This is a genomic window from Christiangramia pacifica (assembly GCF_057221535.1).
In genome coordinates this window covers 1,782,953-1,808,104 of the sequence record NZ_CM170146.1, presented here as the reverse complement: position 1 = coordinate 1,808,104, position 25,152 = coordinate 1,782,953, and the positions used below count along the sequence as shown (strand labels likewise).

Annotated in this window: 28 protein-coding genes; 26 read left to right on the top strand and 2 right to left on the bottom strand. The window is 32.0% G+C overall.

The annotated features are described in order from the left end of the window. Window positions 1-51 precede the first annotated feature (51 nt). The 17 genes from AC2S94_RS08375 to AC2S94_RS08295 all read left to right on the top strand — a co-directional run bounded on the left by AC2S94_RS08375 (window position 52) and on the right by AC2S94_RS08295 (window position 14,621). Window positions 52-918, top strand: a complete 867-nt coding sequence (locus AC2S94_RS08375) for a CPBP family intramembrane glutamic endopeptidase (protein WP_484628156.1) — start codon at window positions 52-54, stop codon at window positions 916-918. Window positions 919-1,018: 100 nt separating this feature from the next. After that, on the top strand, window positions 1,019-1,684 hold the full coding sequence (locus tag AC2S94_RS08370) for a hypothetical protein (protein ID WP_484628155.1): 666 nt from the start codon (window positions 1,019-1,021) through the stop codon (window positions 1,682-1,684). A gap of 152 nt (window positions 1,685-1,836) precedes the next feature. Beyond that, window positions 1,837-2,241 carry a hypothetical protein gene (locus AC2S94_RS08365; RefSeq protein WP_484628154.1) on the top strand — a complete coding sequence of 135 codons (405 nt, stop codon included), beginning with the start codon at window positions 1,837-1,839 and terminating at the stop codon, window positions 2,239-2,241. 387 nt (window positions 2,242-2,628) lie between these two features. Next, entirely contained in the window at window positions 2,629-3,126 is a 498-nt protein-coding gene (locus tag AC2S94_RS08360; RefSeq protein ID WP_484628153.1) for a hypothetical protein, read from the top strand. A 191-nt stretch (window positions 3,127-3,317) separates the two neighbouring features. Beyond that, window positions 3,318-4,082: a hypothetical protein gene (locus AC2S94_RS08355; protein ID WP_484628152.1), complete on the top strand. Its 765-nt coding sequence runs from the start codon at window positions 3,318-3,320 to the stop codon at window positions 4,080-4,082. A 149-nt stretch (window positions 4,083-4,231) separates the two neighbouring features. After that, complete coding sequence (locus tag AC2S94_RS08350) at window positions 4,232-4,672, top strand: hypothetical protein (protein ID WP_484628151.1); 441 nt, start codon at window positions 4,232-4,234, stop codon at window positions 4,670-4,672. A gap of 170 nt (window positions 4,673-4,842) precedes the next feature. Then, window positions 4,843-5,364, top strand: a complete 522-nt coding sequence (locus AC2S94_RS08345) for a hypothetical protein (RefSeq protein ID WP_484628150.1) — start codon at window positions 4,843-4,845, stop codon at window positions 5,362-5,364. Window positions 5,365-5,550: 186 nt separating this feature from the next. Beyond that, a complete protein-coding gene (locus AC2S94_RS08340) occupies window positions 5,551-6,159 on the top strand; it encodes a hypothetical protein (protein WP_484628149.1) in 609 nt (202 codons plus the stop codon). A gap of 176 nt (window positions 6,160-6,335) precedes the next feature. Then, window positions 6,336-7,274: an SRPBCC family protein gene (locus AC2S94_RS08335; protein ID WP_484628148.1), complete on the top strand. Its 939-nt coding sequence runs from the start codon at window positions 6,336-6,338 to the stop codon at window positions 7,272-7,274. Between the two features lie 169 nt (window positions 7,275-7,443). Continuing rightward, window positions 7,444-7,695 (top strand): hypothetical protein, encoded by a 252-nt coding sequence (locus AC2S94_RS08330; protein ID WP_484628147.1) that lies wholly within the window; start codon window positions 7,444-7,446, stop codon window positions 7,693-7,695. Next, window positions 7,692-8,297 (top strand): Yip1 family protein, encoded by a 606-nt coding sequence (locus AC2S94_RS08325; RefSeq protein ID WP_484628146.1) that lies wholly within the window; start codon window positions 7,692-7,694, stop codon window positions 8,295-8,297. The genes AC2S94_RS08330 and AC2S94_RS08325 overlap by 4 nt, the downstream gene beginning before the upstream one ends. A gap of 927 nt (window positions 8,298-9,224) precedes the next feature. Then, window positions 9,225-10,166: a hypothetical protein gene (locus tag AC2S94_RS08320; RefSeq protein WP_484628145.1), complete on the top strand. Its 942-nt coding sequence runs from the start codon at window positions 9,225-9,227 to the stop codon at window positions 10,164-10,166. 160 nt (window positions 10,167-10,326) lie between these two features. Continuing rightward, complete coding sequence (locus AC2S94_RS08315) at window positions 10,327-11,277, top strand: hypothetical protein (RefSeq protein WP_484628144.1); 951 nt, start codon at window positions 10,327-10,329, stop codon at window positions 11,275-11,277. A 196-nt stretch (window positions 11,278-11,473) separates the two neighbouring features. Next, entirely contained in the window at window positions 11,474-11,878 is a 405-nt protein-coding gene (locus AC2S94_RS08310; protein WP_484628143.1) for an ExbD/TolR family protein, read from the top strand. Window positions 11,879-12,158: 280 nt separating this feature from the next. Next, window positions 12,159-12,560 (top strand): hypothetical protein, encoded by a 402-nt coding sequence (locus AC2S94_RS08305; protein WP_484628142.1) that lies wholly within the window; start codon window positions 12,159-12,161, stop codon window positions 12,558-12,560. Between the two features lie 834 nt (window positions 12,561-13,394). After that, window positions 13,395-13,637 (top strand): hypothetical protein, encoded by a 243-nt coding sequence (locus tag AC2S94_RS08300; protein ID WP_484628141.1) that lies wholly within the window; start codon window positions 13,395-13,397, stop codon window positions 13,635-13,637. A gap of 396 nt (window positions 13,638-14,033) precedes the next feature. Then, window positions 14,034-14,621: a hypothetical protein gene (locus AC2S94_RS08295; RefSeq protein WP_484628140.1), complete on the top strand. Its 588-nt coding sequence runs from the start codon at window positions 14,034-14,036 to the stop codon at window positions 14,619-14,621. Window positions 14,622-14,835: 214 nt separating this feature from the next. On the opposite strand, the gene AC2S94_RS08290 is transcribed toward AC2S94_RS08295, so the two are convergent. Then, window positions 14,836-16,044 carry a sensor histidine kinase gene (locus AC2S94_RS08290; protein WP_484628139.1) on the bottom strand — a complete coding sequence of 403 codons (1,209 nt, stop codon included), beginning with the start codon at window positions 16,042-16,044 and terminating at the stop codon, window positions 14,836-14,838. Window positions 16,045-16,537: 493 nt separating this feature from the next. Between AC2S94_RS08290 and AC2S94_RS08285 the strand changes: the two genes are divergently transcribed. The 6 genes from AC2S94_RS08285 to AC2S94_RS08260 all read left to right on the top strand — a co-directional run bounded on the left by AC2S94_RS08285 (window position 16,538) and on the right by AC2S94_RS08260 (window position 20,927). Next, window positions 16,538-17,215: a hypothetical protein gene (locus AC2S94_RS08285; protein ID WP_484628138.1), complete on the top strand. Its 678-nt coding sequence runs from the start codon at window positions 16,538-16,540 to the stop codon at window positions 17,213-17,215. A 153-nt stretch (window positions 17,216-17,368) separates the two neighbouring features. Beyond that, entirely contained in the window at window positions 17,369-17,845 is a 477-nt protein-coding gene (locus AC2S94_RS08280; protein ID WP_484628137.1) for a hypothetical protein, read from the top strand. Window positions 17,846-17,925: 80 nt separating this feature from the next. Continuing rightward, window positions 17,926-18,552 carry an FEKKY domain-containing protein gene (locus tag AC2S94_RS08275; protein WP_484628136.1) on the top strand — a complete coding sequence of 209 codons (627 nt, stop codon included), beginning with the start codon at window positions 17,926-17,928 and terminating at the stop codon, window positions 18,550-18,552. A 357-nt stretch (window positions 18,553-18,909) separates the two neighbouring features. Next, the gene (locus AC2S94_RS08270; protein ID WP_484628135.1) at window positions 18,910-19,581 is read left to right on the top strand and encodes an ATP-binding cassette domain-containing protein; all 672 of its coding nucleotides are present in this window, start codon (window positions 18,910-18,912) and stop codon (window positions 19,579-19,581) included. A gap of 272 nt (window positions 19,582-19,853) precedes the next feature. Further along, window positions 19,854-20,468: a hypothetical protein gene (locus tag AC2S94_RS08265; RefSeq protein ID WP_484628134.1), complete on the top strand. Its 615-nt coding sequence runs from the start codon at window positions 19,854-19,856 to the stop codon at window positions 20,466-20,468. Window positions 20,469-20,483: 15 nt separating this feature from the next. After that, window positions 20,484-20,927: a hypothetical protein gene (locus AC2S94_RS08260; protein WP_484628133.1), complete on the top strand. Its 444-nt coding sequence runs from the start codon at window positions 20,484-20,486 to the stop codon at window positions 20,925-20,927. A gap of 32 nt (window positions 20,928-20,959) precedes the next feature. On the opposite strand, the gene AC2S94_RS08255 is transcribed toward AC2S94_RS08260, so the two are convergent. Then, a complete protein-coding gene (locus AC2S94_RS08255; RefSeq protein ID WP_484628132.1) occupies window positions 20,960-21,838 on the bottom strand; it encodes a DUF808 domain-containing protein in 879 nt (292 codons plus the stop codon). A 301-nt stretch (window positions 21,839-22,139) separates the two neighbouring features. Here AC2S94_RS08255 and AC2S94_RS08250 point away from each other — a divergent pair, with 301 nt between their 5' ends. From AC2S94_RS08250 to AC2S94_RS08240, 3 genes are all read left to right on the top strand, one after another. Beyond that, window positions 22,140-22,730, top strand: coding sequence for a hypothetical protein (locus tag AC2S94_RS08250; RefSeq protein ID WP_484628131.1), 591 nt, complete (start codon window positions 22,140-22,142; stop codon window positions 22,728-22,730). A 258-nt stretch (window positions 22,731-22,988) separates the two neighbouring features. Then, entirely contained in the window at window positions 22,989-24,059 is a 1,071-nt protein-coding gene (locus AC2S94_RS08245) for an MBL fold metallo-hydrolase (protein ID WP_484628130.1), read from the top strand. Window positions 24,060-24,065: 6 nt separating this feature from the next. Beyond that, window positions 24,066-25,124, top strand: a complete 1,059-nt coding sequence (locus AC2S94_RS08240) for an NAD-dependent epimerase/dehydratase family protein (RefSeq protein WP_484628129.1) — start codon at window positions 24,066-24,068, stop codon at window positions 25,122-25,124. The last annotated feature ends 28 nt before the right edge of the window (window positions 25,125-25,152 follow it).

Below are 25,152 nucleotides of genomic sequence, written 5' to 3'. Positions count from 1 at the left end.
ATCCGCCAATTGGCGATAACCGAGACGGTTGCCCACAAAATTACAGAAAAATTGGAACTAACTGAAGATCATTCAAAAAGTCAAAAGAGAGTCGAAATACTCCAGAAATATCCAATTCTTAGTTTTATAATTATTGCTTTTATAATTTCCTATGGATTGGGCATTCCTTTAAATATGTGGGTCTCTCAAAATTTGAAAATACCGAATCCTTTTGATATTTACTTATCAAGATTAATAACGGTTATATCACCAGGAATTAGTGCTATAATTTTGATGTGGAGGAATAAAGAAAAGATTGAACTAAAAAGGTTTTTTCTTAAAAGTGGAAGCCTTCATTTATACTTCCTAATCCCTTTTCTAACACTAATAATATCTATCCTATCATTATTTTTAGGAGGCACTTCTGCTGATTTAATAACTACAATTATTTTAAACAATTGGGAACAGCTTTTCTTTCATCTAATTTTACAAATATTAATAATTGGGATTGGAGAAGAATTAGGGTGGAGAGGATGGCTTTTACCAAATTTGAATAAAAAATATACTTTAATAAAAGCTATATTTTTCGTGTTAATCATTTGGATTTTATGGCATTTCCCAATTCTATTTCAAAAAAGTGAAATTCTAATTCCCTGGTTACTGATAATCACAGGTGCAACAATGATACTAACCTGGGTCTGGAAAAATTTTGGAGATAATATTTTACTCTTCGCAGTAGTTCACGGATCAATTAACTATCCACAGTTTTTTTGGGATAATCAAACGAATAATATAGATAGCCAATTAATATTGAATGGTTGGACAATTTCAGGTTATATTTATTTTACAATTGGAATTATTGCTCTTATTTCAATGCATAGAGAATTTAAAACAAAAAATAAACAAATACTGTGGGCAACAAAGGTTAATCGCCAATAAGCGGCATCGTTAGTAGAAAATAATTAACTTCACCAACAAACCAATACTAAGCCGACAAACCCGCGTCCCTTACTCCGCCAACTGGCTATAACCGAGACCGTTGGCAATAATTTTAGAAATTCTGGAAAACAAGTCATTTAAAATATATAATAAACCTAATAAAAGGTATTGGTCAATTGATGAAGCTATAATCTTATTAGGACTTTTAAGCTTATTAATATTATTACTCAATTCTTACTTTTTTAAAGTAACACTGGTTGATTCCTTTTTTAGAGTAATAGGTTTCGGATCAGTATTATTTTTTGCTTTTAGAGTAATATCAAGTTTTAATAAAATTGAAAAAATAAAAGCGATAAGTAATGGGAATTTAAAATTGTCAGATGAACAAATTTATATAAGTAATCAAAACATTGGTTTAGAGAAAATCAAATTAATAAAGATCTCAATATTTGATTTCGAAGGAAAAAGAAATCATTTGGCTATAAATACCACTACCCCAGGATTATCAAATGGAATTGATAATTTTATTGAAATAAATTTAAAATCTGGTAAATCGATAAAGTATAATTTTCAACAGACCTATGAAAACGAATTTATTCGATCCAATAAAAGCATTTTGATTAATTATTTTAAACGAGGAAAAATATCATTTCTTAATCTTATAGAAATTTTAAAAATAGAAGATTATAATGAAATTCAAGATCTAAAGAAAACTATTGCCAACATCGGTTCATCGCAAATAACGGGTATTGCTGAAAAAGTGTAATTTTAGAAACTAGGATAGAAAATAGTTAATCTGACAAGTTCGCGTCCCTTACTCCGCCAACTGGCGATAACCGAGACCGTTACTTGCAATGTCTCCAGAAGTAAAATCTATAAAATCTTATACTTTATTAAATAATAAAATGATACGTAAAAATGAACGGAAAACTTTTACCTACTTTTTATAAAACAATTGGTCTTATCATCGGAATTACCACTCTAATAGCTTTTTTGTTAAACGACTTTTATATTAAATGGCTAAATATTGATCAATCAAGATTTGATTTGATCTTGAAATTAGTCATTTTGATTTCCCTTGTAATAATAGCTTTTTCTAAAGAGAAATATGAAAACAAGCAAATATCAGATTTAAGGCTACGAGAACTAAAAGGCTCCATTAGCGCAGGGATTATTGTTTTCATTCTTGACTCTTTGAAAGAACTAATATTTTGGGATGAAGAGTTCGATAATATAAGTAGTTTCGGACTTCTGATAATTATATTAATTCTGCATCTTATAACTTTTAATTCTAATAAGAACAAACTTTTAGCTAGGCCCTAATTTTGGTAGCAAAAATTTGAGTTCGATAATTTATGTCAATTAATGAGTCGCCACAGCAGTTAACAACGGTTAATCGCCAATAGCCGGCAGCGTTAGAAAGAAAATAATTAACTTGACCAACAAACCAATACTAAGCCGACAACTCCGCGTCCCTTACTCCGCCAACTGGCGATAAACGAGACCGTTGTAACAAATTTTGCTAAAAGTGATTCCATTAAAAAGTCAATTGACATTAACAATTTGATAAAATAAAATAAGAGATTAAAAGAATTAAAAGTTCTAAAATTTTTAAACAATATAACTCGCAAGATTGCTATTTCTGTTTAATTATTTTATTAATAGGAAATCAAATCCGAAAATTTCTCAAACCCTTAATCTAAAGACAAAATGAAAAAAACTTTACTACTACTGGCAGCTATCATTATTATTGGATGTGAAAAAGAAGATATAAATGATGTAAACTCGGAAATAATTGGAACGTGGGAATGGAAAGCAAGTATATTACCAGGAGAAGTTGAAGGTTACAATGATGATGCATATTACAACGTCAGAGAATATCAATTTTACGCGGACAAAACTTATGAAAGTAAATTATATTTCTTTAACGAGAAATCTCAAGAGATCGAAGGATATCACTCAAAAGAAATAGGAACTTATAGAATTGAAAATGATTCAATTCATAGAGATTTCGATTTGTATTATTCAAATGGATCTCAAGAATTTGAAGTTGTTCCAGAAAATGATCTACTGTTGTATCAAGAGAAGGTTGAATACACCCATTATTTCCAATTAGAAGATAATAACTCAAAAATGACTTTTAAATATAGAGTTGATTTCGATAGAGATGATCCAGCAACGGAAAGAAATTTTGTTAGAATAAATTAGAAAGATACAGTTAGTTCTAACAAAATATAGAAACGCAAAACTTATAACAACAACGGTTCATCGCCAATAAGCGGCACCGTTAGTAAGAAAATAATTAACTTAATCAACAAACTAATACTAAGCCGACAACCCCACGTTCCTTACTCCGCCAACTGGCGATAACCGAGACCGTTGTACACAATTAATTTAGAATGCTAAAACTCACAATTCTATTTCTTAGTCTATTATTCTTAAGTAGTTGTAATCATTCTACAAAAAATACAAGAGACTTAAATGGTGATGTAAAAAGTTCAAAGGAATATCTGATAAAAATTAATTCAGATCTAGAATCTTCAAAAAAAGATACCCTGGCAATTACGGACAAGAAATACAATGAAAAAAATCAGATAACGAAGCTTAAAGAATTTAGTTTTATCACAAATGAAACAGTTGATATTAACTATATCTATGATTCTAATAACAAATTACAGAAAGAGATTGTTTCAACTTTTCCAGACAGTACTCAATTAATTATTCAATATAATTACAAAGATTCTTTGTTAAATAATACATATCACGAATCAACAACTGAAAATTACTATTTCAAACAAATTCAGAATTTCAAGTATGATTCTAGGAAAAGAAAATTAAAATCCACTATTCATCAATTATATATTGATTTAGATTCGAATGATACCATTCTAAATACCCTGGAAATAAATGATTTCAATAAAAAAGGCCTTCTTTCCAAAACTTATTATTATGATTCCATAAAACCCGAAAAAGATTTTTCTGTATTTTACAATTATAGAGATACCATATTAGCTTCAGTAAAAGAATATAGTTACGATAATTCGTTAAAATATACCTCGTCTTACAAATACAAGTTTGATGATTACGGGAATTGGATTGAGAGAAAAGTAATCCAAAATGATAGTTTTAAATTTATGGAAATAAGAGAGATTCAGTACAATTAACTGTGTGTAACAGCGGTTAATCTCAAATTCCGGGTATTGCGGAAAAAGTGTAATTTTAATAACCAGGAAAGAAAATGGTTAAGCCGACAAGTCCGCGTCTTTACTCCCGCAACTTGCGATAACCGTAACCGTTGTGGTGCATTTAAGAAATGACGATTAAGAAACACATATCGACAATTTTGAAAATAGTTTTCATATTATCTACTATATGTTTTATTAGTTGTGACGAGCACAATATCAATAAACTAAAAAATGAAAAAGTAAAATTTCAAGACTTGCCTGTTGAAATATCTGAATATTTAAAAAACCCAACAGACGCTCAATCTGACATTCAGTCTATGCTATTAGAATTACCAAAAGGCAAAGAACCTAAATACAAATTAGAAACGATTAATACTTGGATTGGACCTTGGGTTGATTATACGAAATTAATAAACTTAGAGAGGAATATATATTACAAAATTGATCAAGGAGTTCCTAGTCCGTATATTGTATTTAAGGGAAAACTCTATATACCAAATGAATATAATATTTTTACAACTGTAGGCGATTTAAAAACATTAGAATTTGATCGATACGAATTAAAATAAAACGGTATTTCAAAATAGTTAAAAACGCACCACAACAACGGTTCATCGCCAATAAGCGCACTGTTCGTAAGAAAATAATTAACTTGACCAACAAACCAATACTAAGCCGACAAATCCGAGTCCCCTACTCCGCCAACTGGCGATAACCGAGACCGTTGCCACCAATTCAGATGAGTCTACTGACAATAATAATTATCGGAATCATATTATTAGCTCTCATTGCATTTTGGGCAAATAGAAATGATGAAAATTCTCAAGAAGGTGATAAACCTATTAAATTAACTCCTATAGAAATTGTAGAGAAATTTGATAATTTAAATTTTGACGGAGGAACTCTAAGGATATGGGGAAAGTGGTTTGGGAAACCGTATGATAATTTTCATGAAATAGAAAAAATCAAATTTGACGAAAACAATAATCAATTAGAAATAATATTTGATGAAAAGGAAATTCTGACAATTTTAAAACCTTCAAAGATTATAATCACAGAAAAAGAATTCAAAATTCGGAGTGCAAACCAAATAAAATTTGAATGGTATTTATACGGTGAAAAACAGACTAAAGAAAATTTCAAATTTGAGTCCTATATAAATAAAAGGATCTCGATTAAATATGAAAGCAACTTTCATTTAAAAAATATGGTTACAAACACAAAAATAACCGAACCTGCTTTAAGAATAATTAAACTATAAAGAACTGGTGGCAACAACGGTTAATCGCCAATAAGCGGCGGCGTTAGAAGGAAAATAATTAACTTGACCAACAAACCAATACTAAGCCGACAAATCCGAGTCCCCTACTCCGCCAACTGGCGATAACCGAGACCGTTGTATGCAATGCTTTATCAAAATTCGAGTAAACAATTAGAAACTGAATAGATGTTCGATATTTTTAAAAAGAAAAGTATTCCAAATAAAAATACAACTGATACCCAAGTGGTAAAATTATCGGATTTTAAACCATATTATTTATATGGTTTAACGAGTAGTTTCGAAAAAAAGGACAAAGAAAAATTAAATTTCAATAAACTATATAAAATAGTAATTGGGAATATTGGAGGTCTATTTATACCAAACGCATTTCATCCATATAAGATAGTTAATAAGAAAGGTTTGACAGTTTGGAATGCAGCTTATATAAAAGTTCATTTTAGTGACCAAAAAGAGAATATCTTTAATGAAATAATAAAAGAAAATGCAGTCTTTATAATTGATACAAGTTCAGAATTTACTATAAAAATCGACTGGCCTGATAAAAGATTAAATCAAAGTGATTTATTTAAAGAGAAAACACCTTTTATAATACCATTTTTAATTTATGGAAATCAGGATCCAAAATTAAATAAGCTTTCAGAAAGCCAAGAATTAAATGATATTGCTCCTATTATAAAGAATATATGGAATCCAGAAATGGAAGTTTTAGGATTTGATCAATTTGATGAAAAATATCCATCTTTTCTAATTGATAATTTTCTAAATAAAATTTGAGAGAAAAGTATTAAAGCACAGCATACAACAACGGCTCATCGCAAATAACGCGTATTGCCGAAAAAGTGTAATTTTAGAAACCAGGAAAAAAAACAATTAAACCGACAACTCCGCTTCCCAACTCCCGCAACTCGCGATAGCCGAGACCGTTGTAAAAAATTTAGAAGAAAAATTTCGTGAATCAAATTTGGAATAAAACAAACTATAAATCCTGGATTATAACATTAGTTATTGTTCAAGTTCTTGGATATATATCTATTAACTACTTTGGAGATTACGGATGGACAGTTTTCTTCTTAATACCAATAATCTTAGGATTTTTACCTCCATTTATTTCAGGTAGAAAAATAAAACTTTCAAAAACGGATGCTTACAATTTAAGTTTTTTGGCTTTTATTTTTGCTTCATTACTATTATTAATTTTCGCGATTGAAGGATTAATTTGTCTAGTAATGGCCAGTCCATTATTACTTTTAGGAGGTTGGATAGGATCCTATTTCGGATACAGATTGTCGGGAACAAAAAAACTAAATCCAACAAATTTGACTATAATAATATTAATTCTATCATTCGGATTTTTAGGATTTGACACAATTAATAAACCTAAAAAATTAATTCCTGTAACTACAAAAGTTAAAGTAAATGCGCCAATTGAAGATGTCTGGAAAAATGTTATAACATTTGATACAATAAAGGAACCTGAAAACTGGATTTTTAAAACAGGCATATCCTATCCGACAAATGCAACAATAGAAGGAACAGGTGTAGGTGCAATCAGATATTGCAATTTTACAACAGGTAGCTTTGTAGAACCTATTACTACTTGGAATGAACCAAATTTATTACAGTTCGATGTAAAAGAACAACCAATTCCAATGAACGAAATAAATCCATTTTGGGATATTCACCCACCACATTTAGATGGATATTTTAAGTCCTATAAAGGACAATTTAAATTAACTAAAGAAAAGGATAACGTGACAATTCTTGAAGGAACCACCTGGTATAAAAATGATATTTACCCAGAGTTCTATTGGAAATTGTGGTCTGACTATATAATTCATAACATCCACAATAGAGTTTTGGAACATATCAAGAAAGAATCAGAGAACTAAACTTTTTACAACAACGGTTAATCGCCAATAGCCGGCACCCTTAGAAAGAAAAATAATTAACTTGACCAACAAACCAAACCTAAGCCGAAAAACCCGCGTCCCTTACTCCGCCAACTGGCGATAACCGAGACCGTTAGCCACAATTAAATTAAAATCCGTGAATGTATTTTTGATAGGAATTGCAATTGGAATAATACTTTTAGTATTAATGACTTTCATAAAAAAAGATAGCAGATATGCAAACCTAGGAATTAATTTAAATCGTATTTACTGTCCTAATTGTGGTACAAAACAACCTATAGTGAGAAAACCAAAAAATGAAAGACAAGCCCTATATGGTGAGAATACTTGTCAAAATTGCGGTACAGAAATGGATAAATTTGGAACAGAAATTAAAGTTGAGAATTCAGATAGAAAATGAATAAAATCAAATCACTTCTAAAAAATCCAACATCCACTTTTGAAGATGCTCTTTCAAACAAGATCAATTGGTTTAAAACATTATTCTTTTTCAGTTTAAATGGGATAATGTTTATGCATCTAATTATGAAATCGGGTGGATACTATGACTTCAACAGTAAGAAGACAATTTTCGCCTCAATAATGGCATTAATTACACTTGGTGTTTGCTATGGGATTACTTCTAATATAATTTTAGGTTTTCTGATAAAGCTCACAGGAAAATTATTCAATGCTAAAAATGACTTGATTAGAATATATAATGCCATAAGCATAGCTTATATTCCTTTATACATCTCTTCTATTTTACTTTTTATTAATCTTGGGATTTCTGGATTTTTACTTTCTAATGAAGATAAACCAGGCGTTGTAATACTCGCTGGTTTAATAATAATTTTCACATTAATTCAGACAGCAATAAGTTTTTGGCAATTAATCTTGTTGTACAAAGGTTTAAAAGTTGCTCAAAACCTTGATAGAACTAATACGATATTAAATTATTTAAGTGGAGCTATAATATTTGGAGTTTTTCATTTTTTACTTGCAAAACCATATTTATCGTAGTTTAACTGTGGCTAACAACGGTTCATCGCCAATAAGCGGCACCGTTAGTAAGAAAGTAATTAACTTGACCAACAAACCAATACTAAGCCGACAAATCCGCGTCTCTTACTCCGCCAACTGGCGATAACCGAGACCGTTAGCTATAATTGTTTAATAGAAAGCTGAGTTCAATAACTTAACGCAACAAATCATTACTTTTAGATTTGTTGAATGGAACTTAAAAAACATCGGAGATTATCTCATGTAGAAAGAGTTATTATCCAGACTCTTTTAGAGGAAAAAAATGAAATTATAATTTAATTATTAATATTACAAGTAGTTTGATGTAACTAGGACTTTTAACTACTTATAGAATGATTTTGATAAACACTAATCTAGAAAATAGGAATAGAAAATTAAATTCTAATTTGTAATCAGATAAACGAGATTCGAGACGAAAATTGATAATTATTAAAGAATGAATCTAAAACCTAAAATAAGAAAATTAGATGTCTGTTTAATAATCGTGATGTTATCTTTTATAGTCATTTCACTCTTACCAGCTAAATATTTCCATAGTGGTTTTTATTCTCCATCTATAATAGGTTATTTATGGTTATTTTCAGTTCCAGTGATAATAATTTTAATGATTATATCATCTATAATAGATTATAAAAAGTTCAGTGTTTTTCCCCGGAAGCGTATATTAATTTTTACTTCTTTTATAATTCTATCAATATCGATTTGGATAATTCGAAGATATATATATTACTAACGCAACTATATATAACAACGGTTAATCGCCAATAGCCGGCACCGTTAGTAAGAAAATAATTAACTTGACCAACAAACCAACACTAAGCCGACAAACCCGCGTCCCATACTCCGCCAACTGGCGATAACCGAGACCGTTGTACTCAATAGCTTGAGAAGGAACAAAAATTTTATATGATTAGAATCAAAAAAAATATTCTAACAACTTTAAAACGTCCAATTCTATTGTTGATAATATTTGCTCCGATATTATATTTCGGTAGTCAAATTTTGATTGAAACTTTTCAGGATAAAAATGAAGATTTAAGTCTTAGTTTTTATGTAACCCTGATCGGTTTTGCATTTATACCATTACTAATCATATTTGAATTTTATAAGCAATTAAAAATTGTTCCAAACGTATCTATTTCAAAAACTCAACTGAACATTAATAGTGAAAAATTTTTGATCGAAAACATTAAAGATCTGAAACTAACAGGTAAATTTTTTTATCGTAATGACTATAGATTTAGGTCAAAAGAATTAATTTTTAGAGAAGGATTAGAAATTGTAATGAATAATGGTCGAACGATACATTTATTCGATGAATTTTATAAAGATATTGCAAGACTTAAATCAATTCTGGAAAAAGAAAAGAATATTGTAAACCATAAGGATTTCGATACTTTTGATTTAAAAAATTTAAAATTCAGAAATAATCAATTCTTTAAAGCACGGGGAATATTAACCTGGTCAATAATATTTTACTTATTAATTAAACTTGTCTATTCTAATTACAATATTTATGGATTAGGCTTTATTGCTCTCATAATAATTTTACTATTAGTCTGGCAATCCAATTACATGTATTATTTCATCTTCAAGAAAGGAAAATTGACTGTTCTAAACGAAAATTTCTTTTGGGTGAAAAAAGAAATTGATATTAAGGATATCAAGGAAGTAGTTTTTGAGAAAGATAGAATGCCATTTGGATTTTTAAGAAGTAAGCGCTTGAGAATTATTTTAAATAATTATCATCAGCATTTATTCACAGCTGACCTTCTAACAAATAGTATGTGGAATAATATAATGGTTCTATTTAAAAATAGAAATATTAATGTTAGAGATGAATTTTAAATTTAGTAACGCTACTGTGTACGGTATCGGTTCATCGCAAATAATGAGTTTTGTCGAAAAAGTGTAATTTTAGGAACCAGGAAGAAATTAGTTAAGCCGACAAGTCCGCATCCCTATTCCCGCAACTTTCGATAACCGAAACCGTTGGCAAACATTTGAAATGAGATACAAACTATTAATCATAATTCTGATTTTCTTATCATCTTGTAAAAAAACACTTCAAGAAAAAGTAGAAAATCAACCAGGAAAAGATTCAATAACAGAAAATAAAATTTCTAATAATGAGACCAGTTTAAAACAAAAGACAACTGATTGTGACAGGTTTTGGGAAGTTAGATCTCCGATTGATAGCGTTAGAGAAAACTATATCGATAAAATAATTTCAAGCCAAAATTTGACTGAAAATAATAAGAAGTTTCTCAATTCTTTAAAAGATATTAATCAAGAAAAATTAGTTTTCTATAAGGCTATCGCTCCAATATTTAGGCTTTCAGAAAATCAAATTGGAATATTTTCATTTCCTAAATATGAACATACTAACAACAGGTTAAAATCTATTTCAAAAGAAGAAGAACTTATCGATAAATTTGATTCCATCAAAGAAAACAGAAGAAAGCATTTTGGGAAACTTAAATTTTATCCAAAGCTCTTAAATTCAGTTTTTCAAGAGGAACTAAAACCACACCTCTATTTTTATACTTCAAGTAAAATTGATTCAACTCAATTAAAAGATTTAGGAATTTATGATGATGAATGTCTAGAATATTATGAATATTCTTTTGACACAAATAATATCACTTTGAATGATAGTTTGCTTTTCAGCAGTCCTTTAAAAATTGATTTGGTATACGAACATGATCCAAAAGTTGACTCTCTTATAAAATCTCAATTGAAACCTGAATGTTACGATTGTACTAATAGCTTAGATTCACTAAAAACCTTTGCAAAAATTGAGGGAGCCAAAAATTTGTATTTTGCTTATGCAGATACATTTCCGATAAACAATAAATTAGATACTCCCTCAAGAGCCTTAATTTATATCAATGAAAATAGTGAGATAATTTACTTGTGGCATGAGGAGATAGATTTATTTGGATGTAGCTGCTTATGATTATCAAACGTTTGCCAACAAGTGGTCATCGCTAATAAGCGGCACCGTTAGTTAGAAAATAATTATCTTGATCAACAAAATAAAACTAAGCCGACAACTCCACGTCCCTTAATCCGCCAACTGGGGACAACCGAGAACGTGGTAAATAATAGCCACAAAAATAATTACAAACAACTAAACTAAAGACCAGTGTATTATGCTTAAAAAATTGACCTTCTTTTTTCTAATAATCTTTATTGGAAATAGTGTTGTAGCACAGGATTCAGATCTGACAAACTCAATTTATGTAAATCTATTCATAAATGCAGATAAAACAATTTATGTTGAAACGGAAAAAACCGATTTTGAAAATGTAGAAGAAAAAGTATCAAAAATGCTTAGAAGCAAACCATTCAAAGTTGATCAACCGGTTATTTACAGAATATTTGCAGATGAAAAACTAAAAATGGGATTTTTAATAGATATTAATCAAGAATTACTTTCCGCTCATAAAGAAAATGTAAGATTTGAAAGATATTTATTAAACACAACGAAACTCAATATTGATGGCGCAAATTGGTTTAATTCAATTGACCTAAAAAAATTACAAAAGGTGAATTAATTTTAAATTATTTGCAATATCAGTTAAATAGAGAGTGCAACTTGAACTATTAAAAAGAGAAATAGGTTGTATTTCCAATTACTATTATTAATCCCGGTAAGATCAAAGTTTAGATTAATACTACTGTTTTCAACAGCGATTAGTAGCCAATAGCTGGCAGCGTTAGAAAGAAAACAATCAAATTGACCAACAGACCGATACTAAGCCGACAAATCCGCGTCCCTTACTCCGCCAACTGGCAATAATCGAGACCGTTGTGTGCAAGCCGAAATATGATTAAATGGACTTTTTCAATAAAATTTTAATAACATATCAATACATATATTATCGTAGTTATTTAAATTATTTAAAAATCGAAGGAACAAGTTCTAATGCGGCTGAATTTTCTGTAGGATACTCATTACCTATGACTAACTTTCTAATGCTTGCAGGGTTTAATAAATTAATAAGTTCATATCTTAACTTTCCCGAGTTTACTGATTCAGTCATAGCGAGTATTATGGCTGGGATGATCGTTCTTGCTTTGTATATATATTTTTTTATAAACTCAGATTTAGAAACCTTAAAAATTAAGTTTGATGAAGGAAAAAATAATAAAAAAGAATGGAAATTACGAGGTGTCCTGGTCTTATCGTATTATCTAGTTTTTATAATATTATCCTCATATTTCATATTTGGTTAAATGAAAAGCCAGCAGCCAACAATGGTTCATCGCCAATAATGGGTTTAATCGAAAAAGTGTAATTTAAGAGACCAGGAAAGAAAATAACTAACTTGACCAACAAACCATTACTTAGCCGACAAATCCGTGTCCCTTACTCCGCCAACTGGCGATAACCGAGACCGTTTTCTATAATTGCTAATAATATAATTATCTATGTTTTTATATTTCTCATTTATATACTTTGTAAGCAGTAAAATCTAAAGCAAAAGAGTTGCTACTACTGATGTTTATTGAAAACGTAAGAGAATTCTAAAAAAAATAGAATGAGATTGAAATTGAAAACATTAGATTTTTATTTAGTTATATTGATAATAACAACTACAATAATATCTTTTTTACCAGCAAAATACCTTATTGCTGTATATACCCCCTCTATTATTGGTTACGTTTGGTTGTTTTCAATTCCCGTGATTTTAATTCTGATGATTGTGACAACCATTATTGATTATAGAAAGATGCATTTTTTTCCATGGAAACGTGTAACATTATTTTTATCGTTCGTTATTTTTTCAATATCGATTTGGTTAATTAGACGATATATCTAATATCTTACACAACTATAGCCCACGACGGTTTATCGCCAATATCCGGGACCGTTAGCAACAAGCAACAAAAAATTTATATGAAAAATTTATTATTCTTTTCGTTTCAATCAAGGTTTCAGCTCAAGATTTAAAAGGTACCTGGAATGTAAAATCATACGAAGATGAAATTGTATATTATAACCAAACCATCGACAGCATTCATTATAAAGATGAATCGAGAAAAAATGAGGTAGAAAATTTTGCTGCCATGTATGAGATGTTAATCCTTCCTGTAACATATAAATTTAAAGACGATTACGAATTTGAAATGATTCATCCGATGATGCCAGAGATAAAAGGTACTTATAAAATCGATCAGGAGAATAATCAGATCATATTATCTCAGAAAAATAAGGTGCCAGACACATTACCATTTTCTATAAGTGATCAAACTCTATATCTGGAAATGAAATTAGAAACAGGATATGTTAAAGTTGGATTGGAAAAATGATTCAAAACGTATAAATGAATTTACTCCATCTAATTCAGATTGTTGATAGCTATTGATATGACAAACTGAAATAAACACCGGCAGCTTTAGAAAGAAATTTTTAAATTTAAGAACATTTCTAATTCTCAATTTTTGATGAACAATACATTTATAATCTTCATAATAGGATTTTTTGTTGGACTTTTTATTTTATACAAGCTATTTAATAATAACAAGCATTAAAAAAATGATCAGGATATTTAGCGGCTGTCAACATCAATAGATAGTCTCCAATAAGCGGCAGCGTTATTAGAAAATAATTAACTTGACCAATAAGTAAATACTAAGCCGACAAATCCAAGTTTCACAAACCGTCAAATGGCGATAACAGAAGCCGTTGTGGTCAGTACTTAAAGCATGAAAAAATTACTTTTTTTTATAACTATCATGTTCTTTTCCTGTGAAGACTACAAAGAAAGCGATTTAAAGAAAACAACTAAATCCAACTCAGATACGCTTCAAAAAACTGAAAAAGAATATGAGGAAAATATTGGTGCAAAATTCTATTCCTTAATCAAAGAAGAAACTAGGACTTCCAAAGATTCTAGTTTAATTCCTCGGTATAAGGATTTACTAGGACAAGATAGTTTGATAGACATGTATATCTGGGACAGAATTAGAACTATCAATAATTTGAATACAAAAACTAAAGTTGTCAATGAATTCAAGGGTAAGTACCGGTTAAAACCTATTTATAATAAAGAATATTCATCTGTCTTTAGTATCGAAATCAAACCTGATAGTATTTATATTTTTAAGGATAAATTATTAATAGCTGATAAGCTGAAATTCATAAACTCTTCATCCCCTTATATTAAAGGCAAGTTAATAGTTGGCCAGTATAAATTGTCTCTGCACGACGCGTTTTCAAAAGGAATCTTATTGGATGATAATCTTTGTTTAGATTGTAAACAATTACAATTTATGATTGAAGAAAAATACTAAATCAAATAATAGCTTGGCCAATGGTTGGAATGAGCTACTAGAAATTAATTGTCTTGACCAACGAATCGAAGAATGTAAAATAAGCTTCAGCTCTTTTCATTTCTGCTATGACACCTATTTTAACTTCAGCAAGTCTCTATTTTGTATTTAACCTAAATAGCACGATGTTAAGGCTGCATCCAGAACTCAAAAAGGATATTATTAGTTACAATTTCTAACCTTTTTTTACCGAAAATTCAAATAAGGTTCCTTCTCCTTCTTTGCTCTTTACCTGGATATCGCCCTCCATTTTCCTGATCAGTTTTTTTACGGTAGATAGACCAATTCCATGTCCTTCACTTGATTTTGCGTTCTTGATCTTGATCACCGTGAACAATTCAAAGATATTTTTCAGGTCTTTTTCCGGAATTCCTTCTCCATTATCCTGTACTCCAAAATAATAGTATCCGTCCTTCTCTTCGCAGGTGATCTCTATATTTATTTCATCCTTTAAATTATGCCTGATACTATTGCTGATCAAATTCATTAGAACCTGGCCGATAGCAGCCCTGTTTCCGGTTATTTCTATATTATCTTCCGGAACCTCAATATTTACTTTTGCCTGGATTTTGAGGAGATCAATGATATCTTCAATTAAATCATTGAGAAAGAAATCCTCTACTTTCTTGATTTTCTCTTCATTTTCAGAATAATACTCCAGCAGGCTGGTAATATATTCGCTTAGCTTAAGCCCGGAATTCTTAATATAATCAAGGTAATCAAGACCTTTTTCATCCAGCGCACTGGAATATTTTGCTTTTACGATATCAGAAGTTAAAATAATATTTGCCAATGGCATCTTAAGATCATGGCTGATATTATTAGCGAATTCCTCCAGGATCTTATTATTTTCGGCAAGTTCAGCTCGAATACTTTCCAGCTCCGTATTTCGCATGTGGTATTCATAAAGGATCTCAACCTGCTTCCCAAGAGCAATCAATGATTTACGCTGGTGCATGTTTAGTTTCTTTGGTTTTTTACTCAATACACACAGCGTTCCCAATGGATACCCATCTTTATTAAGAATAGGAATTCCCGCATAAGATCTCACTCTCAAGTCTTCGAAGGTGACAAGTGGATTTTGTTTAAATCGAGGATCTTTGGATGCATCTTCCACCTCAAATAATTCTTTAGGTTCTAAAATGGCATGTCCACAAAACGAAATATCTCTATCGGTTTCGTTAAGGTCAAAACCCTTTTTAGACTTAAACCATTGTTTTTCTTCCTCCAAAATGGTGAGAAGTGCTACAGGATAGTCACAAATTTCCTGAGCAAGCGTCGTGATATTATCATAAGTTTCCTGAGGAAGAGAATCCAGCAGGCCCATTTGTCTTACAGCTCTTAATCTTAAGCGTTCATTCTTAGGTTTTTCCGGAATGATCATGAAAATCTATTTGTTAATCAAATGAGGTCGTAATTAAGCTAAAAAATAGCGGGATTGGAATATCTCGTGCTGCTTTTAACTAGAATTTAAGTTTAGTTCACGCAGCATTAACGCCAACTCAAAACAATTAACCATTACTGATAGAATTTCAGCCTATACCATTCTATGTTTATCAAATAAGAGAGTTCTTGAGTAAAGCCGGAAATCCAGCGCGATTCGGTACTTGAAACTTAAAATCCATTTTCTAAAGCTTGTTAATCAAAATATCTAATAGTCAATTCCTAGAATTAAACAAAATGCCGTTTTCTGAAGCTAATTTTACCATTGAAAGATTCTGAATGCTCACATTAACATCAATAATCCTCTGCCTTTTAAAGAAATAATTATCTTAACCGGTAAAATCTCCAAAACCTATTTATAAGTCGAATATGGTTAGAAAACCGGTAACTCCTAGTTTAAAATGATTCGTTTAATTAGATTTTCAATATTGATAATGATTTTTTCAGCTTGTCAAAATGAGCAAGCTAATTCAATTACCAGGAAGCATTTTCAGAATAAAACATTTGATCTAAATTTTAATAAAGGAAAGGATACCCTCGCTATCGAATTTAAAGATTCAACATTTCAAATATTTGGTCAGCATGGGGAGGGTGAAGTTCCCTGGAAAATAAAACACTATGAGGATATAGACTTTTTAATTCTAAATAACCGGGTTATTGGTATAAGTCAAAAAAATAACGAATTGATCAAAGGGATTTATATTGGCCTGGCTGATTCTGAAATGTTATTCAAAGAAAGAAAGCCTGACTGGAATAGAAATCTTATCGAAGGCAAATGGATCAAGGAAAATTTTAATGCGAACATCGCTGATAGTATGGTGGCTTCAAAAACTACCTCTGCCGAAAATCGAAAATTTACCTGGCCTCCCGTATATATGATCAATGCCGATTCTATAAAATTGATCTATGGATATTCTGAATATAGCTCAACCTACTCAAGAAATAATACCGGTGAATTTCTGCTCATGGAATTATACAATCCTAAAAATATTAGGGAAGAAATGCAATGGGAAATCAAAAAGATCGAAAACGAACGCATGATCGTTAGGAAAAGAGTTGCAGATACAGGTCGTATAAAAGTTATAACAGATACCTTAATTCGAAAAATATAGCCATACCTCGTTTATAGATTATGCGACACCGTTAGAAAAATAATACTTAAATTGAGCATCATTGAAATTATTTCTTTTCTATCGTTTACCGACTTAAAAGATCAATTTCACCTATTAATTCAGTATCAAAACTTACAATTGAAAATTTTCTCTATGAAGATTAAGATTATCCTATTCTTATTGTTTTCCATTTCTTATCAATTCGCCATAGCTCAAAACGAAGAATTTCAGCAAATAGAATTTAAGAAAATTGCAGAAGGAATTGATTCACCCATTCCAGATTTACAAATTGTGTGTTTCAATAAATTTTTCAACAAAGATTATCTGCCAAAGGAATTCAGCGAGAAATACGGTTTAACCGATAAAGACCTATTTAAAAAGAAAATGCTCGTGGAGATATTTTTGTCAGATAAAGAAAATACGGGTATGGATAAAGTTGAAATTGAAAAGATCATGCAAGGAGATGACAGCATCCGGATTTATTACCAAACGATGAACGAAGACGCTACTAACGATAATGAAAAATTAGCTCCGTTTGTTGTGGTTCAAATTCCGAAGTATAAAAAAGAAATTGAATTTATAAAAAACGGATCAGATTCAGCAAGGGCTGAAAAAACCTATGTTGATTAAGCTAGCGCTCGAAAATTTCTAAAAAACTGCAACTTTTAGCCTGGGAAGCAGTATTTATATAAACCAATAAATAACACATTATGAAAACTCTGTTTCTTCCCTTAATACTAATCTTAAGCTTATTATTTCCAAACACAGAAAAAGAAATCACGGCAACGATCGTTTTTGAGAACAAAACTGACCAGCAACTGGTTTCAGGGAAATTTTTTATAACGGAATTAAATAAAACAGTAGAAGTAAATTCAGAAAATGATTTTCAGATTTCCTTACCTGGCGAAGGGAAATATCAATTTGGTTTTTTTGCTGATGATTTTGATGCTTACACCTATTATCCAGCAAGGATCACCTCGAAAAAGAATGTAATTACTATAAGATTACAGGAAAAAGGCAGAGATTTCAACTATTCCGGGAAGCGTGTAAAAAATTTAGAAGAAAGATCAGAATTATTTCCAAAGAATTTCGAACCAACGAAATCTGAAGATTATGGAATGAATTTTATTTTTCACAGTATTTCACCTAAAACTAACAGCTTTGACGATTTCACGGAAAAATACGGAATTGGAATAAGCTATAAGAATTGTGTTGTAGACCCGCTTTCCTATAAAAAGGCGGTGGAACATAACAGGTATATGGTTGAATATCTTACAGATAAATTTGGGGAAGAATGGTTAAAGGATCTACCGGCTAAACCATTCGGAATTAAATAAGATCAGATAAAGTACTTGTTAGAGGAAAAGGAATAGTGAAGGGAAAACTTTGCTTTGGACATTCAAGGTTATAGAAATAGAATTAAATATCAGGTTACTTAAAAACATACTGCTTTTTCAGAAAAAGATTTTTCTTATCGGGTTTTTGATCTCTCTATGCCTGGGTATTTCTACCGGGGATGCTTCCAAAGCCGGAATTTATTACCTATTGATAAGTCCACTTCTACATTTCTTTATTTATGAAATAAGAGGCGAAAATGGATATTACTATTATTACAATCTCGGTTTCGGTAAGTTTAAATTATGGTGTAGCACCTTATTTTTCGGCCTTTTCGCACTATTAATATCGATAGTAATATGAAGGGTCTTCATGCTGATAGTATCAGAAAATCCTATAAAAATAAATTGATCTTAAGCGATATTTATCTCTCGTGCAAAGAAGGTGAGATAGTTGGCTTGATTGGCAGGAACGGTTCCGGAAAATCCACGCTTTTAAAGATCATCTTCGGAATTGAAAATGCAGTAAATAAGTTCATCCGGGTAGATGACCGGGTTATGACTGGCATTAGAGATTCCCGGAAATTGATCAATTATCTTCCGCAACAAAATTTTTTACCTGAGGGCTTGAAAGTAAAAACCCTTATAAAACTTTTCCTGCCAAGAGATAAAGCAAACCTGCTGTTGAAAAATGACAACCTGCAACCGATCCTAAAGAGAAGATTCAAAAATTTATCTACAGGAGAAAAACGAATTTTCGAAATACTGTTATTATTGTATTCAGATGCCAGGTTCATATTGCTAGATGAACCGTTCGAAGGAGTTAGTCCTTTAGTTAGGGACGAGATCATTGCTCACATCGAAAAGCAAAAAAAGCACAAAGGTTTTATTATCACTGATCATGATTACAGGAATGTTTTGAAAGTCGCTGATCGTACCTTACTACTTAAAAATGGTAGCCTGAAGGAAATTAAGGATGAGAATGACTTGCTTAGTAACGGATATCTAGTCAAAAACTCACTTTTTGAATAATTCAAAGGCATTTGCCACCAGTGGAAAATTAATAGGGACTTTCAATTTGAAACCATGGAGAAATTTAATTAGGCTATTCATTTTCTTATTAACTCTAAATTTATTTAAATGAAATTGATCAATTTTATCATATTGATCACAAACTGCCATTATCAACAAAACGGAAACTTTAAAAACTAAATTTATATATTCAAAGCTAAACCTAAAACCAGCCATCAGTTGGATAAATCCAAACTTAGGAACAAAACATTTCTATCAATCAAAATTAAATAATGAGAATTTTTATTAGCGTTTTACTGCTTCTTACCGGACTGAGTTCCACTGCACAATTCAACATAAAACCTTATCAGGATGCTATCTTAATATTGAGAAATGGAGAGGTTCTGGAGGGAGAGGCAAAGATAACTTATGATGAACTGGTGAAATTTAGAAAAGGAAAAAAGAAAGAAACCTACAATTATAGAAACCTGGAGAGCTTTACCATTGGAGATGATAGAGAAAGGCTGTCTTATGTTTATAAGATCATTGCTGGAAAAGAGCCAAGATTGATGAGAATTATCAAGGAATATGATGGCGTTATCAATTTGTATGCGATAGAATATCATCACTCATCTCTCCCTGGAAATATGCATTCCAGCCCTTCAGGCGTTGGAGTTACAACGAGCGTTAGCCTGGACGTTTCAGAATACTATGCGAGCAAAAACAATGGTCATGAAGTAGTGAAATTAGGTAAAAATCATCCGGTTTTTGGGAAAGGACGCTTCAAAAAAAATGTAGCCGAATTCTTCGAGGATTGTCCGGATTTGATTGAACAGGTAGAAAACAATGAGCTGAAAAGAATGGATATGATCGAGCTTATTGAATACTATAAAAATGAATGTGGATAATAGATTAGCAATATTATGCAGGAACCGGTTTTCAATAAAAAGAATGCCTTGAAAAGCCTGAAATTCAGACTTCAATTTTATACAGATCTCGTTGTATCCCTTTTGCTTGGTCTGGTGATATCGGTCATAGTTTTGATCATCCCGGGAATTTTAAATAAAATAGGAATTTATATTATTCCCCTGGCCTGGATATTTACCTCTCTGGTATTCTACTATTTTAGAAGCATTTTTGATTGGAAGATCTCCATCGTATCATGTGCTGCAAACACTTTGATCACTTATGGTGTCGCCAAAGTTTTCATTCATTACCTAAGTGAATTGAATGTAAGCGATTTTACCTATGTCCTGGCGGGTATTCTGGTATTTGCCATTTATGCGCTGAATAAACAGCTTCTGGATTTTATGATAGAAAAGTATACTGCTTATCCTATGAAAAAACCAAGATTAAGGCTATTTTAATTAAAACAATAGAGCTGAATCTCATCAAAAAATTACTTTTTGAAAACTGCCTTCCATAGTTTCTTTAGTAGCATGATGATTGGCAGAATGATAATTCCGGCAGCTAATCCCACCAAAAATTCTCCAACCAGGCTTGGTAGTGAGTGAACTAGATCATGTATAAAATGGATGTTGTGAACAAAAATACCTCCCGAAACCAATAGTAGAGCTATAGTCCCTATTATTCCCAGCGACTTGATCACCCAAGGCAGGGCATTCACGAGTCCGCGTCCAACCTTATCTGAAAAACTATTTTCCTGCGCATTAAGATTGATAAGTTTTAACCCGAATTCATCCATTCGTACGATCAAGGCCACGATTCCATAAACACCAACAGTAGCAACTAATGCGATTATGGAAACAACGATGATCTTAGTGCTAAGTGCTTCCTGTTCTACCGTTCCCAATGCTATGATCACGATCTCAACAGAGAGAATAAAATCGGTAAGGATGGCAGATTTGATCTTTTTCTGCTCATGCTCCAGCATTTCCTCCTTGGAAAGATCCTGGAGATTATGCACATCCTCTTCATGCTTGTGCGGTACAATCCACTCATAGATCTTTTCCGCACCCTCGTAAGCCAGATAAATACCACCTATCACCAAAATGACTTTAATAACCACGGGGACAAATGCGCTCAATAAAAATGCAATAGGCAGTATGATGAGTTTATTAATGAACGAACCTTTGGTGATAGACCATAAAACCGGAATTTCCCGTTCTGAAAGAAAACCAGAGGCTTTTTCAGCATTTACGGCAAGATCATCACCAAGAATTCCTGCAGTTTTTTTACCTGCAACTTTACTCATTACTGCCACATCATCCATCATGGTAGCGATATCATCTAAAAGAGCGAAAAATCCTGAAGCCATATTTTTATTTAAGTTGGAAAAAGGGGTAAGTTCAGTCTTTTATCAGAATTAGAAAAATATAATTTTCACCAAATTGAGATAATTTAGAGGGGCATCACCAAAATAATTTCAAATTTATATAATTTGAAAAATGCAGTATCGATCTTATAATCAGCAAAAAATTACTGTTCATCTGAAATCAAATTAATAAACTGAAATACATATCTTACAAAAATTGTATTTAACTGAATATTAACACCTTACGACAATCCAGCTAAGCCAAATCAACCGTAAGTATTCATATAACTAAAAACTTTTTATTATGAAAACTTTCAAAATTATCTATGCTCTAATGCTATCATCCATAATGGTTTTAGCTGTTGGTTGTTCCAAAGAAGATATGGGAACAGAAGAAATCAATTCAGTAGATGCGCATTATGAAACTAAAGACATTCCTAACAATGCTGCTAAAGCTAAAATGTACTCCGTAAATTTCGGAGAATTAAATAATTCAGGGGTTTCAGGAACTGCCGAATTATCTTTGGATGGTGTCAATTTAACCGTGAAAATCTCTGCAACCGGGTTAGAACCAGGAGCACATGCTCAACATATTCATGGGTTCGTTGAAAATGAGAAAAAGGCTAAGTGCCCACCTGCTTCTGCAGATACTGATGACAATGGATTGATTACCCTGGAAGAAGGAATTCCCTTTTATGGGGCTCCATTACTATTTTTACAACCGTTCCCTGAAGCAGATGAAGATGGTAATCTTGAGTTTGAAATGACTTTTGAAAACGTTACTAAAGACCTTACTCCTCTTCAGAATAAAGTGATCGTATTGCATGGAATGGATGGTATGCCTACTCTTCCCGTAGCTTGCGGACAAATAAAAGCAGATCAGGGATCTAAATAATCTTTGCAGCTTATAAATTCAGAAAGCACCTTAACCGGGTGCTTTTTTATTTTATCGCTGAATGCTATTGATTAATGTAAGCAATATCATTTTCAGATTTAAAAAATATAATTCTAATATTAAGAAGGTTATAAACCTCTAATTTTATTCTCTAACATTCAGTAATTTGTACTTTTCATTCATTATCCTGTGTTCAGATTCAAAGTTATTGTCGCTGATATTCGTACCGGAAATTTGAACAATAAGCCTAAAATTAAAATGACAGTACAGATCATAATTGCCCTATTAATTATTGGTGTTTTATACGGAATTGGATACTTATATCTGAATCCTCAATTCGGCGGAAAACTTTCCAAAGAGGAAAAACTTGCCTTCGCTAAATCCTCTCAATGGAACGGTGAAAAATTTAAAAATCTTCAGAAGACTACGATGAATATGGATCTGAAGAAAATGCCTGGATTGATCCGCGATAATTTTAAGGGGAAAGCTGAACGCGGACCTGAAAGAGAACTTCCGATCAAGCAATTTGATCAGGAATTATGGGATCAGGATGAAGGCAAAACAAAATTCATCTGGTATGGACATTCCGTAGGATTTTTCAAAATGAACAATACCAACATTCTAATAGATCCAATGTTCGGGCCTGATGCTTCTCCGGTTGGACCAATGAGAACAAAAAGATATTCAGATGCTACCTTAAATATCCTTGATAGACTTCCGGTAATTGATGCGGTACTAATCTCGCACGATCATTACGATCATTTGGATTATAAGAGTTTTCAGAAACTAAAAAGAAAAGTGAAGCATTTCTATGTTCCGCTTGGTGTAAAAAGACATTTGCAGCGGTGGAAATTTGAAGAATCGAAAATTACGGAACTGGACTGGTGGGATTCATTTAAATTATATAATATCAAGATCAACTTTGTTCCTTCCAGGCACTTTTCTGGAAGAGGTTTTTTTGATCGCGATAAAAGTCTTTGGGGCGGTTTTACTTTTACCACCGCAACCGAAAATATTTACTGGAGCGGAGATAGTGGCTACGGAAATCATTTTAAAGAAATCGGAGAAAAACTGGGTCCTTTCGATATGGCATTTGTGGAATGCGGGCAGTATAATGAAAACTGGCATCAGATTCATATGTTTCCGGAAGAATCTGTTCAGGCAGCCATAGATGTAAAAGCTGCGAAAGCAATGCCCATTCACTGGGGCGCTTTCACCCTGGCTCTACATGACTGGGAAGATCCTACCGAGAGATTTATTAGAACATCTCTGGAAAAAGGCGTAGATTATATGATCCCCGAATTGGGAGAACAGTTAATTATAAAATAAGAAGCGATGAGCACAATAGACAAGACAAAGCCGGTAATGGTATCGAGAGCAACAGGATACGTCGCCGGCTGGCTGGTTAAAAGATTGCTTGAAGATGGATTGACGGTACATGCTGCCGTTCGTGATCCGGAAAATGAGCAAAAAGTTCATCACCTCAACGGGATCGCCAAAAATTATCCTGGAACCATCAAATATTTCAAATCTGATCTTCTGGATGATGGCTCCTATGCTGAAGTTATGGAAGGTTGTGAACTTGTTTTTCATACCGCTTCTCCTTTTACTTCAGATTTTGAGGATCCACAAAAAGAATTAATAGAGCCTGCAGTAAAAGGAACGGCAAATGTTCTGAACCAGGCGAAGAAAACCGCAGGGGTAAAAAGAGTTGTTCTAACCAGCAGTTGTGCGGCGATCTATACGGATGCTAAAGATGTTCAGGACGCTCCTGGTAATATTTTGACCGAAGATATCTGGAATACCACCGCGTCTTTAGATTATCAGCCCTACTCCTATTCTAAAACACTTGCAGAACAGCAAGCCTGGGAGATTTCTAAAGAACAGGATGAATGGGACCTGGTGGTTATAAATCCTTCGCTCGTGATGGGACCCCCTTTAAATCCTAGAGCTACAACTTCAGAAAGTTTTAGTTTATTGAAACAATTAGGCGACGGAACTTTCAAAATGGGCGCTCCCAAAATTGGAATCGGCCTTGTAGATGTGCGTGATGTTGCGGAAGCACATTATCAAGCCGGGTTTACGCCGTCTGCTAAAGGTCGCTGCATAACCTCGGCGCATAACACCAATTTTGTGGAACTGGGAGAATCTTTGGAACCAAAATATGGTGATTCGTATCCTGTGCCAACCAAAGCATTGCCAAAATGGCTATTGTTATTGATAGGACCGTATGTAAATAAAAGCCTCTCCAGAAAATTCATTCGAAATAATGTAAATGTGGAATGGCGAGCAGATAATTCCAAAATAAAGAATGATCTGGATATAAATTTTAGGCCAATGCAGGAAACTATGGAAGATTCGTTCCAGGTATTAATTGACAACGAAATCATTTAAATTGTTTTTACAAAATATCGGTTCAGAA